General features: G+C 43.5%; 8 protein-coding genes and 2 tRNA genes. 7 read left to right on the forward strand and 3 right to left on the reverse strand.

What is annotated here, in order from left to right; genetic code table 11:
* Positions 1 to 4: 4 nt before the first annotated feature.
* A complete protein-coding gene (locus tag ACTXGK_RS26475) occupies positions 5 to 376 on the reverse strand; it encodes an arsenate reductase (RefSeq protein ID WP_443517555.1) in 372 nt (123 codons plus the stop codon).
* Positions 373 to 3,138 carry a pentapeptide repeat-containing protein gene (locus ACTXGK_RS26480; protein WP_443517554.1) on the reverse strand — a complete coding sequence of 922 codons (2,766 nt, stop codon included), beginning with the start codon at positions 3,136 to 3,138 and terminating at the stop codon, positions 373 to 375. The genes ACTXGK_RS26475 and ACTXGK_RS26480 overlap by 4 nt, the downstream gene beginning before the upstream one ends.
* Positions 3,139 to 3,340: 202 nt before the next feature.
* Here ACTXGK_RS26480 and leuS point away from each other — a divergent pair, with 202 nt between their 5' ends.
* The 7 genes from leuS to ACTXGK_RS26515 all read left to right on the forward strand — a co-directional run bounded on the left by leuS (position 3,341) and on the right by ACTXGK_RS26515 (position 12,286).
* Positions 3,341 to 6,028, forward strand: a complete 2,688-nt coding sequence (gene leuS, locus ACTXGK_RS26485) for a leucine--tRNA ligase (RefSeq protein WP_443517553.1) — start codon at positions 3,341 to 3,343, stop codon at positions 6,026 to 6,028.
* 50 nt (positions 6,029 to 6,078) lie between these two features.
* Positions 6,079 to 6,792: an LPS-assembly lipoprotein LptE gene (locus ACTXGK_RS26490; RefSeq protein ID WP_443517552.1), complete on the forward strand. Its 714-nt coding sequence runs from the start codon at positions 6,079 to 6,081 to the stop codon at positions 6,790 to 6,792.
* Positions 6,793 to 6,953: 161 nt separating this feature from the next.
* Positions 6,954 to 8,039: a DNA polymerase III subunit delta gene (locus tag ACTXGK_RS26495; protein WP_443517551.1), complete on the forward strand. Its 1,086-nt coding sequence runs from the start codon at positions 6,954 to 6,956 to the stop codon at positions 8,037 to 8,039.
* A gap of 279 nt (positions 8,040 to 8,318) precedes the next feature.
* Positions 8,319 to 9,644 (forward strand): efflux RND transporter periplasmic adaptor subunit, encoded by a 1,326-nt coding sequence (locus ACTXGK_RS26500; protein WP_443517550.1) that lies wholly within the window; start codon positions 8,319 to 8,321, stop codon positions 9,642 to 9,644.
* 100 nt (positions 9,645 to 9,744) lie between these two features.
* Positions 9,745 to 11,742 carry a MacB family efflux pump subunit gene (locus ACTXGK_RS26505; RefSeq protein WP_443517549.1) on the forward strand — a complete coding sequence of 666 codons (1,998 nt, stop codon included), beginning with the start codon at positions 9,745 to 9,747 and terminating at the stop codon, positions 11,740 to 11,742.
* A 190-nt stretch (positions 11,743 to 11,932) separates the two neighbouring features.
* A tRNA-Lys gene (locus ACTXGK_RS26510) sits at positions 11,933 to 12,008 on the forward strand.
* A 202-nt stretch (positions 12,009 to 12,210) separates the two neighbouring features.
* Positions 12,211 to 12,286 (forward strand) — tRNA-Lys (locus ACTXGK_RS26515).
* Between the two features lie 82 nt (positions 12,287 to 12,368).
* Here ACTXGK_RS26515 and ACTXGK_RS26520 read toward each other — a convergent pair.
* The gene (locus ACTXGK_RS26520) at positions 12,369 to 13,157 is read right to left on the reverse strand and encodes an MBL fold metallo-hydrolase (RefSeq protein WP_443517548.1); all 789 of its coding nucleotides are present in this window, start codon (positions 13,155 to 13,157) and stop codon (positions 12,369 to 12,371) included.
* Positions 13,158 to 13,255 lie beyond the last annotated feature (98 nt).

The raw sequence follows: 13,255 nt of genomic DNA on the forward strand, positions 1-13,255 counted from the left end.
GTTTTTAACCAAACATACGCTCAAAATCCGCTTCATCAAAACCGCACAGCAATATTGCTCGATCTTTATCTGCCAACTGACCTTCTACAATTGGACGTTTGATCATGCTGGTATTTTCTACCAGTAACGCTATCGCAGCGTCTACACTGGTATCAGCCGCTTGCTTTTGACTGTCGTCTAGCTTGCGCCATGTCGTACCGCGTTTGTTCAACACTTTATCAATACCTAGTTCGTTAACCCAGCGCTGTACCGTTGCCTTGTCAATGCCTTGTTTTTTATAATCGTGAAACTCATAGCTAACGCCTAGCTCATCTAGTTTAGTGAATGCCTTTTTCATCGTGCTGCACGACTTGATACCGTAAATAGTGATGGTCATTCTTCCTCCTCTGATTTTTCTTCTAATGAGTATAGACTTTCTAAAATAGTACCCTTTAAGTTTGCTCCAGTAAAAATCGCTTTTTCATGGTTGGTATTTTCAAAGTTAGCATTTTCGAGGTTAGCATTAGTAAAATCTACACCTTCCATATTTACACTGTTAAAAGAAGCATTTTTTAGATTTGATCCTACGAAACTAGCTCTTGACATCATAGTCCAATCAAACTCAGCACGTTCAAGGTTTGCTTCATCAAAAGTTGCATCACAAAGATTCGAGTAATAAAAAGAAGCTTCTATTAGACTCGCTCTATGAAAATTAGTATGCCATAAGGTAGACAAATTAAAATTGATGTTTTCAAAATTTGCTCTAGTACAATTACTCATTAAAAGTACTGACCCAGCATACGTATTACTAATAGTTAAGTGGTTCAAGTTAGCATTAATATTGTAGTCTAGGGTTTTAAACCAATTACTAAAAGCATCCCGATTATCGTACTTGGCGCCATCAAACACTTTATCAGTAGCTTGTGCTAAAACTGAATGTATTTTTAGCAAAGCTATTTCAGAGTTTCTCTTATATTTTAGATCTTTGTTAAAAGTAGATAAACCCAGCCTCTTAACAGGAGACTCGTGATTGATAGCTGACTGTATTAAACTTACGATCAACCTTTGATAACTTTCTATAATCTCCACATCTTTATTCATTAATATTTTCACTTCTCCGCTTAAGAAGTTCTCTAAATAATCATCTAATGGTTGTGGTCCACAAAGTCTTATCCATTTCTCAAATGCTTCTTCAAGCGTCCATCCAGTTCCAGCACGACTTCTACTACGTGCAACTTCTTCTGACATTATTTCTAGTTCAAGCATTATTCGCCTTGCTGTTAGATACTCACCAAAACTTTTATGAGTAAATTCAAATGTTTTACTTCCTTGACTACCATCGAACTCTCTAAAATAAAATGCCATCAATAGCCGAATAACGCCTGACTCCGCATCGTCTTTAAACTCATCAAAATAGTTCGCAATTCCAGCTTCTTTACAACGTACCATGATCTTATCGATGCTAGCGGTGCGACCGTTTTCATGCCAAACTGCTAAAGCGATTTCTTCAAGAATTCGTATAAAATTATTTTTTTCAAGATTATTTATTCCTATATGAGTACGACTACCTGTATATTTCCGCTCATGGACTGAGTCTAGTAAATCTGCATATATTTGGTTAAGGTTGGTATCTTCTGTAAAATTAATGTCTTGTCTCAAATAACTCAGTGATAGGAGATAATTCAGTAAAGGCTCTTTCGTTATAGGTTCTAAATGCTCAGTCGCCAGTATCGAAGGCAACTTAGCAAAGTCCTTACCTTTTAACTCACCAAATTTCTGCCACCATTCATCACGTTGATCCTCTAGTAATAGATTATGTACATCGTTAAAATCTTCTCTGTCATCTTCATTAATAAAGTATGGAAGTAGATACAAAACAGTTTTTCGCTTCTTCAACTTATTTTGCTGTTGCTGTATAGATAATTCGCGACCTGTAACTATTGCTTTCCAGTTTAAACTTCTTTTTTCTCTCAATACTTCTTTCAATTCTTCTGTAAAGTTATTTGCTACTTCTTTTGAATTAGATCCTTGCATTGATAGCTCATCTAGACCATCAAATATGAGAAGCAACTTTGGCTCTTCTAGTAAGTTATCTCGAGTTAAAATGCTATGATTATCAAGGAACTCCTTAATAGCTGCTGGTAAGTAATGACTTATCTTAAAACGATGTAAAGGTATAAATAAGACAGGTATATCGGATTTCTCAGCCAACTCTGAGGCTAGAATTTTAGCAAAGGACGACTTCCCTGAACCAGGCCCACCACTAATCACTTTTAAATTATCTTCGGCATCGCTTTGCGTAATCCATCTATCAATTTCTTCGTGCAGATTACAAACTGTTTTGACCATATTTTCATTACGATTAGATCTAAGAATATTGCTATTTCCAGCTTCTATCACATCATTATCAAGTGTCTTATCATTACTATCTTCTTCTGTTTGTATGTAATAAGCCCGTAGAGGAACGTATATTTGCTTAAGCCCAAACGCTTCTTCAAAGACACGCTCACTAACCTGTTGCTGTAACCAATAGCGATATTCTGATGCTTGTCTTTGCAATCTATTTGCAGTATTGAACGGTGTATCTAGCTTTTCAACAATTAGAGCATAATAAGCTGGATTCGTACCCCATTCATGGTGTAACGACATGGGAAATTGTGATTTAAACTGGTAAATAAATGAGCTGGCTTGACTATCATTCAGTCCAAGTTGTTGTAGCCAGTTCTTTAAGATGGGCGATAGATCATTTAAAAAAGATAATTGATGCGGATTGTTGAAAAATTCATTCGTTAATGTAATTTCTATCTCGTTAACTTGGTTAGTAAGTTGCTCACTAACTGTGTTCAGTTGAGACTTTTCAATATTATTTTCAAATAAGTCATTAAAATCTTCTAATATCTTAGCGATAGCATGCGTTAAAGAAGTCACAACAAGCAGCCAAGCTCTCTGCTCTACTGGAACATCCTCCAGTGAGATTGCTTTAGAAGTACTTGATAAGCCTTTGACTATACTCGTCAACGCTCCAATAGGATTAGCAGTAGCAACTTGAATGGCAGTGCCTGCTACAGTAGAAGAAGCTTGGATAAAGAACTCTTTTAAATCAAACTTAACGTCACGGTTAAGTAAACTGACAGGTTTCTTAAGAATAATTTCACTCATGTTGTATCTACTGTATTAGGTGATTAATAGAACATCTGTTTATAAAGACTACACCCCTATCTTCAACTATAACAACGTCACAATCAATCGCAATTTTTGCCAAATTACGCTATGCTATGGCATTGTCAAATTCCACCTATTTTGATCAGTATTAAACAAATCCGTATTAAATAAATCAGTATCAACCAATTTCGAGCCGACTATGAGCAACGCCGTGACAGCAGACCAAGCAGAAAACAATTATTATAACCCACAAGCGATAGAAGCCGCGCAGCAGACCAAATGGGATACTGACAAGCGCTTTGAAGTCAGCAATGAGCCAAGCGACAAGCCAAGTCGTTACATGCTATCGATGTTCCCTTATCCAAGCGGCAAGCTGCACATGGGCCACGTACGTAACTATACGATTTCTGACGTATTAAGCCGTTATTATCGCCTAAAAGGTTTTGAAGTCATGCAGCCAATGGGCTGGGATGGTTTTGGCCTGCCAGCTGAGAACGCCGCGATTGCCAATCAGACCCCGCCTGCTGCATGGACGTTTGCCAACATCGACAACATGCGCGCCCAGCTTAAATTACTTGGCCTGTCTATTGACTGGTCACGCGAGTTTGCCACTTGTAGCCCTGAGTATTATCAGTGGGAGCAGTGGTTGTTCTTGCAGTTGTACAAAAAAGGCTTGGTTTATAAAAAGCTATCAACGGTCAACTGGGATCCTGTTGACAACACTGTCTTAGCAAACGAACAAGTCATCGATGGCAAAGGCTGGCGTAGTGGAGCTGCCGTCGAAAAGCGCGATATCCCAATGTATTACTTCAACATCACTGACTATGCCGATGAGCTATTGGATGATTTGGATCAGCTAGAAGGCCACTGGCCCTCTGAAGTATTGACCATGCAGCGCAACTGGATTGGTCGTAGTGCCGGTATGGAAGTACATTTCCCTTATGAGCTTGCTGGTGAAGAAAACACGCTAGATGTGTTCACCACTCGTCCTGATACCTTGATGGGTGTGACCTATGTCGCCGTTGCCGCAGAGCACCCACTTGCCCAGTACGCCTCTGAAAACGATGACATGATCGCTCAATTCTGTGCATTGTGCAAAAAAGGCTCAGTGGCTGAGGCTGATCTTGCTAAAGCCGAAAAAATCGGTATGGATACCGGCCTGACCGTCACTCATCCTCTGACTGGGGAAGAAGTGCCAGTGTGGGTCGCCAACTACGTGCTGATGAGCTATGGCTCAGGCGCAGTCATGGCGGTACCAGCTCATGATGAGCGTGATTATGAATTTGCGGTGAAGTACAATCTACCGATCAAGCAAGTCATCAATACGCCTGATGGCTATTTTGATGAGCTAAAAGCAGATGCTAAAGCAAATGATAGTAAAGTGAATCTTGCTTACACTGAACGCAATACTTTGGTTAACTCAGGTGAGTTTGATGGCCTAGACTTTGAGCAAGCGTTTGAAGCAATGCTTGCCAAGCTTGAGCCAAAAGAGCTTGCTAAGAAAAAAATCCAATATCGCTTGCGGGATTGGGGTGTTTCTCGCCAGCGTTATTGGGGCTGCCCTATCCCAATGATCAACTGTGAGCATTGTGGTACGGTGCCAGTTGAAGAGCAAGACTTGCCAGTTGTGTTGCCGACTGATGTCGTGCCTGATGGTCGCGGTAATCCGCTTAAAAACATCCCAGAGTTTGTCAATACCACTTGTCCTAAATGTGGCAACCCTGCCGAGCGTGAGACCGATACCTTTGATACCTTTGTAGAGTCAAGCTGGTATTACGCGCGATTTGCTAGCCCAACTGATGCGCAAAACATGGTCAACAAGTCTGCTGCCAATAAATGGTTGCCAGTCGATCAATATGTGGGCGGTGTTGAGCATGCGGTAATGCATCTATTGTATGCGCGTTTCTTCCATAAGCTCATGCGTGATGAAAACTTAATCACTGGCGACGAGCCATTTGCCAATCTAATGACGCAAGGCATGGTGCTCGCTGGTACGTTCTACCGTGTCAATGCTGATGGCAGTACGACCTACTACTTTGCAGAAGATATCGACATCGACTTCAACGAACGTGGTCAACCAATCAAAGCTATCTTGAAGTCAGATGGTCAGCCAGTCACGATTGGTAAGATCGAAAAAATGTCTAAGTCAAAAAACAATGGCGTAGATCCACAGCTAACTATTGATAAATACGGTGCTGATACGGTTCGTCTATATACGCTATTCACTGCACCTGCGGATCAAACGCTTGAATGGTCAGATGATGCGCTAAAAGGTCCTTATAACTTTGTGAAAAAAGTGTGGCGTATTGCCAATGATCATGTGCAAGCGCTAACGGCCGCCAATATGAGCATTGATACGCTTAATAGTGCTACTTTGAACACAGACGGTCTAAGCAAAGAAGCCAAAAATTTGCGCCGTAAAACGCACGAAACCATCGCTAAGATTGATAGTGACTTGGGTGATCGTTTAGCACTCAACACGCCAGTATCAAGCCTGATGGAACTTGCCAACGAGTTAACTTCTTTTAACGCCAGTAGCGAGCAAGAGCTACACGTTAAACACGAAGCGTTGACCAATCTGCTGATTATGCTGTCTGTCTATGCGCCGCACGTTGGTGAGCATTTGCTTGAGCAGCTAGGACTTAATACCTTAACCCTAGACTATCCAACCGTTGATGAAAATGCGCTGGTACAGGACATGATCACGATGGTGGTACAGGTCAATGGTAAGATGCGTGGTAAGATGGATGTGGCACCAAACAGCGATCCTGAGCAACTAAAAGTACAGGCTCGAACGATGGAAAGTGTGGCAAAATTCATCACAGGCGAGATTAAAAAGGAAATCGTCGTTCCTAATAAGCTGGTTAATATCGTGGTTGCAGGCTAGTCGCCTAGGCTTAGTGCTCTAAGCCTTTTTATCATATGAGGATAGCGTTTATGTTGTATAAACATCGAGCTGAGCAGTCACAACCAACGCCAAGCGCACTACACCTTGGTGCAAAAAAATCTGGTGGGCGTAAGCTTGCAACCGCAATGCTCGCAGCATTACCCATGTTTGCGATATTGGGTGCAACGGCAGGGCTTAGCGGTTGCGGTTTTCAGCTACGCGGTTATGATACCCCTATGCTGCTCAATGATAGCAAGACAGCCGTCATTATCGAAGATAATCGCACCTCATTTCCTCTAAAATTGCCATTGACACGCCGCCTAACCACGTTAGGTGTCGATGTCATTGACAATATGACAGTTGATGATGTGATTCGCAGCAATCAACAAGCTGGTGCTAAACCGATTGCAGCGATCGATATCAGTAACGTGCGTTTTAAGCGTTACGAGTTGGTGGGTGTATTAACAGAGATTCGCTTGGTACTCTCTGCTGATGTCAGCTACCAAACGATCGAGAATGGCAAGCCAGTCACGCTTACCAATCCCATTCAAGTCGAGCGTAGCTATCAATACAATGAAGCATCCGTCAGTACTGATGACCAGCAAGGCGATCAGATTCGTGATTGGCTCTATGACAGCTTAGCACGCCGTATCACGGATCAATATGTGGCGATTTCTCTACCAAAAGTCGCACCTGCTGCCAAACAGTCTGTACTGATGAATAAAGGCGCAACGCCAACGGTTGTTGTCGTACCCGAGAAGTAACTTTTAACAAATACTGTTATGAATCTCTACCATTTGCAGTCATTTAAGTATGAAGAACAACGAGTGTACGCACTAACTTAGTTAGCTAAGTAAGTTCGACAGCGCTCGTCATATTTTTGCAAATGCTATCATCTGCTTACCAACCTGTGTCCTACCACGCTATGCAAAATACCTTTATACAAGCTTATCCAAAACTCCTGCAGCCTTCGGTTGCGGTAGCGGGCTTGTGGCTGGCGCATGGTGATGAGCCATTGCTTAGTCAATGGCTGATTGACGCACTGCGTCCACATTGGCGCGCGCAAAACTACGCCATCAAGCGCATAGAGCTGATATCGGTGAAGAGTTGGCAAGAGGTATTGTCAGAGCTTGGTAGCCAGTCTTTGTTTGATGATGCGAGTGCGGTAATCGTGACTGGCAACCATAAACCCGACAAAGCGGTTATTGCTGAGCTTGAGCGCTTTGCTGTTGAGGCGCAAACAGGTGCGCACAGTCACAGCGTATTATGGCTAACACCCAAACAAGACAAACGCAGTCAGAGTAGCAAGTGGTTTGCCCCTTTTGCTCAATATGGCAATGTCATTGATTGCAATTTATACAACGAGCAGCAGCGCCAGCAGTTGTTGCAGATACAGGCTCAAAAGTTTGGATTACGACTGTCACAAGAAGCGTGGCAGCTACTCATGTCGCACACTGAGCACCACCTACTCAGTGCTTATCAAACGCTATGGCGACTGTCTTATCTGTTTGCACCGCAATTAGCTGTTAGCAATAGTAATAATCATGAAGATAACGATCAATCTAATAACTTTACGCAGCCGGTAAACAACGTTGCACTGGACATTAAAGACTTGCAAGCCGCTTTGGTCAGTGACGCTCAATTTAGTGTGTTTGATTTATCTGATGCGATGCTCGCGGGCAATAGTACGCAAGTTGCCAAAATCATGTTTCAGCTAAAGGCGACCGATGAGCCAACGACTTTAGTGTTATGGGCAATCAGTAAAGACATGCGGCAAATTATACAACTGATGGATGGACAAGACCCACAAGCACTAGGGATTTGGCGTAGCAAGCAGGGTCTCTATCAACAAGCGTGCCGTCGTCAGTCAAAAGAACGAACCGCCGAGTGGCCTGCTCTGCTCTATCGCTGTGACCAAGCCATCAAAGGCCTCATTCGCCAACCAGCATGGGAGCTTCTATTGCAAGCAGCATTAGAGTTAGCAGGGAAGCGCTTGTTTGCGATGCGATAGACTGGATGCTAGTAATTGGGCACGCCTTTCTGTATTTCCCCTGCCTATCGCTTTCTTTGTCAAACTCATCCTACTAAAAACACTTTCTAAAACGCACCTCTTTGTTATCCATTTCTAAATACATTCTTTCTAATATCCAACCATTAGCAGCCACTTATTTTCTGTCATGTTATTTGTTCTAAACAAGCCTTAACCTTTCGTAAACTAATTATCATTCCCTTTTGCACATGAAGTCTCTACTATATCTACACTTGATTTAATTGTGATTGGATTGTTGTCATGCGCAAAATGAGCAAAAAGTCTGCTATCAAATGGGGCGTTATCGCCTTAGTCGTCGTAGCGCTAGGGGCTTTAGCCTATACCTTCTTAAAACCGAAAGAGACCACCCCCAACTATCTGACCGCGACAGCTGAGATTGGTGATATTGAAAACAATGTCATGGCGTCCGGTAAGGTCAAAGCTTTAAATACCGTTGACGTCGGCGCGCAGGTATCTGGCGAAGTAAAACGCTTGTACGTTGAGGTCGGTGATGAGGTACAACAAGGCGATTTGATTGCACAGATTGACCAAGTGACCCAAAAAAACAACTTGAGCAACGAACAAGCCAGCCTTGAGCAAAGTGTGGCCGCCATCCAAAGCGCACAAGCAGAATCGTTAAGCAAACAAGCCAGCCTAAAAAGCGCGTATGCCGATCTTGCCAGTCGTCAGTCTGAGCTCAAGCAAGCGCAATCTGATTTTGCGCGTTTGCAAGACTTAGTCGCTATCAATGCCATCTCCCAACAGGAATATGACACACAAGCGACTAGCGTTGAGACCGCAAAAGCAGCCGTTGCCAATGCCCGTGCTGCTATCGACACGGCCAAAGCCGCGATTGCGACCACAGAGGCCAATATCAACAGCCAGCAAGCGGCGCTACGTAAGTCACAGACCAACGTCAGCACAGCTGAAGAAGATCTGAGCTATACCACGATCCGTGCACCGATATCAGGTACAGTCGTATCGATTACAACGGAGCAAGGCACCACCGTCAATGCTAATCAGACAGCACCAACCATCGTCACATTAGCAGATCTATCGACCGTGCGTATCAACGCGCAAATCTCCGAAGCAGACGTTATCAATGTCAACGCAGGTATGCCCGTATATTTCAACATCATTGGTAACCCTGACCAAAAATTTGACTCTGTGCTCAAAGCAATTGAACCTGCTCCTGAGCAAATCAGTGACACCAGCTCAACCGATTCTGCTATCTACTATGTTGGCTATATCGAAGTACCTAACACCGATCGCCGCTTTCGTATTGACATGACGGCACAGGTTTATGTCGTGATCAATCAAGCAAAGAACGTCTTACTTATTCCTGCTGCTGCCCTACAGCCTGTCGGCAAAACCGAAAAATCAGTCACAACTAACGATGATCCAAATGCAAAAACAGCCAAAGTTCGTGTCTTAAAAGCGGATGGCAGTGTGGCTGAGCAAGTCGTCAAGACAGGTATCAACAACCGCGTCGATGTACAGATTTTAAGTGGCCTGAATAAAGGCGATGAGGTGATACTGAGTGAAGAAGGACCACAAAAAGGCGGTAAAGGTGGAAGACCGTTTTAATACCTAAGTAGATAAACCAGCATCGAGTCATGGTAGATAAGCGTTTTATAATTTTATATAAGTCATTATATAAGCAGTACTGATATAGGCAGCAGCGTAAATGAACACCAAAAGCCCCAACCCTAATGCCGCAGCAGACACTCCATTGATGCAGGTCAAAGGGCTGATCAGAGAATTCAAAGCTGGTGAACAAAACATTCGCGTTCTCCATGATATCGACTTAACCATCAATCAGGGCGAGATGGTTGCCATCATCGGTCAGTCAGGCTCTGGTAAGTCGACCTTGATGAATATTTTGGGCTGCTTGGATCAAGCTACGGCTGGCGAATATAAAATATACGGTCAATCCGTCAACCGCCTAGACGCCGATGAGTTAGCAAAATTGCGCCGTGAGCATTTTGGTTTTATCTTTCAGCGCTACCATCTGCTCGGCGATATCAGTGCGAGGGATAATGTCTCCGTCCCTGCTGTATATGCAGGGATGGATGGTCAAACTCGTAGTGATCGTGCCGAAAAGCTCCTAGCAGACTTGGGGTTGGGAGAAAAGATCAATAACCGCCCAAATCAGCTCTCAGGGGGGCAGCAGCAGCGTGTCTCCATTGCGCGGGCGCTCATGAACGGTGGCGATATTATCCTTGCAGATGAGCCAACAGGTGCGCTTGACAGTAAATCTGGCGAAGATGTGATGAAAATACTACATGACCTTAATGATCAAGGTCATACGATCATTATGGTCACGCATGACCCCAAACTTGCGGCGCAAGCTGAGCGAGTCATTGAGCTCAAAGACGGTTATGTAATTGCAGATTACAAAAACGACAACTATCAGCAGACCCATAACCAACCAGAACCTATCTTAGACAACAATCGCAAGAGCGTGTTTAGTAGCTTTATTGATCGTCTGCTCGAAGCATTCAAAATGTCCTTGCTAGCGATGCGTGCTCATAAGATGCGTACTCTGCTCACGATGTTGGGTATTATCATCGGTATCGCTTCAGTCGTGTCAGTGGTTGGGCTTGGCAAAGGCTCACAGGCACAAATTTTAGAGAATATCAGTGCGCTTGGCACCAATACCATCACCATCAGTGATGGTTATCCTTATGGTGACCCAAGGCGTCAGTACAACGATGATAATCTGACCCCGCAAGACGCTGAGGCCGTCGAAAACCAGCCTTATGTCATCAGCGTCAGTCCACAGCTCGATAGCAATATGAACGTGCGCTACCGCAACATACAGGAGGCGGCTAGTGTCAGCGGCGTTGGTAAAGACTACCTGACCGTCAGTGGTGAGACGCTAACACAGGGTCAAGGCTTTGATGCGCAAAGTATCGACCGCCGTATGCAGGACATCATTATTGATGACAGTGCCAAGCGAACCTTTTTTCCGGATAATGCCAACCCCATCGGCGAAGTACTGCTCATCGGTAGCGTACCTGGACGTGTGATCGGTGTCCTTGCGCCCAATGATGGTGGTTTTGGCCGCAGTGTCGACACACCGACGCTCTATATGCCCTATACCACGATGATGTCGCGCATCAAAGGCGGCTCGAACATCGAAAGCTTTGTGGCACTGATTGATGACAATATCTCTTCTTCCGCTGCTGAATCTGCTATCTCGCAATTGATGATAAGCCGTCACGGTACTGATGACTTTCGCATACGCAATTCAGACTCTATTCGCCAGACGATTGAGTCAACGACGACTGCCATGACTTTACTGATCTCATCCATTGCCATCATCTCCTTAGTCGTCGGCGGTATTGGCGTCATGAATATCATGCTAGTATCCGTCACTGAGCGTACTAATGAGATTGGCGTGCGTATGGCAGTCGGTGCGCGCCAAAGTGATATCATGCAGCAGTTCTTGATTGAGGCAGTCTTAGTCTGTATCTTGGGCGGTTTACTTGGGATTGGACTGGCCTTCGCCATTGGTGAATTGATCAATCGTGTGGGCGGTGACAGTTTCAAAGTCATCTATTCACCAACTTCTATTATTGCCGCGTTTGTTTGCTCGACGCTGATTGGCGTTATCTTCGGCTTCTTGCCTGCGCGTAATGCGGCCAAACTTGATCCCGTCGAGGCACTTTCTCGCGACTAGTAACAAATGAATAATGCCTTTCGAGCAAATATTTGGGTTCAAATAGTCGCTCAATGATAAAAAACCAAAGAAATAAGCAATTTTATAAGAGATTTACACTTTTTTTAGCTCATGGGGTTGTAATTGTCATAATTATATATATAATGTGCTCTCACGTTTAGGGATACAAATTATCTGAACGGGTAAATATGGGCTGTTAGCTCAGTTGGTAGAGCAGTTGACTTTTAATCAATTGGTCCCGCGTTCGAGTCGCGGACAGCCCACCATATTTAGCTTGATCTTTATTAATCGTTCTACCCTATTCGGTAGTTGCTTAATAAAGTTAGTTCTAAGTAATTTCTTTTTTAAATGAATTACTCTTGTTGGCAATAATATACATTTATTGTTAGTATAACTTTTAGAAAATTCTATTTAAAGAATTTTCTCTTGCGAAGCTAAAATTGCAGTGCAATTTTTATACGCTTCTCAGGGCTGTTAGCTCAGTTGGTAGAGCAGTTGACTTTTAATCAATTGGTCCCGCGTTCGAGTCGCGGACAGCCCACCATATTCGAAAAGCCCAGTTACTATCGTAGTAACTGGGCTTTTTTTCGTCTGCATGTTTTAATCCTACTCTTTTTATTTTATCTCTATTTTTTGTGTCGACGTTTAAAGAGTTGGAAGTGATCTTTCTTACGCCATCGTAATTTATGTCTGATTGTATCTTTGATTGTACGTGGATATTTAGGCGCTTGAGCGATGAATTCATCAAATTCTGTCATACTCATCGCCCGCTCCCTACCATGTGCCATCATCACCATTGACGGTTTTAAATCTCTTATCTTGTATAGCGATTCAAGATAGGCTTTGGGATCATAGACAGGAAACGGCGCCACGAACTTATGGCGTAACTTGATGATCAAATCAGCCGTATATACTTGGCGACTGGGCAGATGGAATAAAGACAGATCACGATCCGTATGTCCTGGTGTCTCTAATACTTGCCATTCATCAAACATTGGCATAAGATCACCTTCTGTGACAGTGATATCTGGCTTAAGGCTTGCTGAGTAATATAGGTTTTTAAATGGGCGACCTTGCCGTCTAGCCACATAATACCCTAGATTTATATCGACAAAATGCATCGCTCGTCCACCAATACCGCCGTACCACTGATCTTTCTTGTCAGCAGAGACAATAAGGCACCCTGTCTCTTGTCGAAACTTACGCGCACCGCCTGCATGATCAGGGTGCATGTGTGTGACTACCACGACTTTTAGGTCCGTTATCGGTCGTTTTAAGGTCGTCTTGACATAGCTGAGTACCATCGGCACATCGGCACGGCAACAGCCATCTAGCAGCATGATTTTATCTGGATATACTGCCAAGTAGCTACTCTGGATATAGCCCTCTAGACGTACGATTTCACATAGACTCATTGGTATTCCTTACCGCATTCATCCTCATTATTATGATGAGGCTTGTGTTCCATCCTATAGATACTATTTAGTATAGCGCCCGTCAATTTAAAAAAAAT

Source organism: Psychrobacter sp. T6-5 (assembly GCF_052258485.2).
GTDB lineage: Bacteria > Pseudomonadota > Gammaproteobacteria > Pseudomonadales > Moraxellaceae > Psychrobacter.

Bases quoted from the DNA above. Each gene is read 5' to 3' on its own strand.
- ACTXGK_RS26495 (WP_443517551.1), top strand. From the start codon at position 6,954: ATGCAAAATACCTTTATACAAGCTTATCCAAAACTCCTGCAGCCTTCG.
- ACTXGK_RS26490 (WP_443517552.1), top strand. From the start codon at position 6,079: ATGTTGTATAAACATCGAGCTGAGCAGTCACAACCAACGCCAAGCGCA.
- ACTXGK_RS26475 (WP_443517555.1), bottom strand. From the start codon at position 376: ATGACCATCACTATTTACGGTATCAAGTCGTGCAGCACGATGAAAAAG.
- ACTXGK_RS26520 (WP_443517548.1), bottom strand. From the start codon at position 13,157: ATGAGTCTATGTGAAATCGTACGTCTAGAGGGCTATATCCAGAGTAGC.
- ACTXGK_RS26500 (WP_443517550.1), top strand. From the start codon at position 8,319: ATGCGCAAAATGAGCAAAAAGTCTGCTATCAAATGGGGCGTTATCGCC.
- ACTXGK_RS26480 (WP_443517554.1), bottom strand. From the start codon at position 3,138: ATGAGTGAAATTATTCTTAAGAAACCTGTCAGTTTACTTAACCGTGAC.
- ACTXGK_RS26505 (WP_443517549.1), top strand. From the start codon at position 9,745: ATGAACACCAAAAGCCCCAACCCTAATGCCGCAGCAGACACTCCATTG.
- leuS (WP_443517553.1), top strand. From the start codon at position 3,341: ATGAGCAACGCCGTGACAGCAGACCAAGCAGAAAACAATTATTATAAC.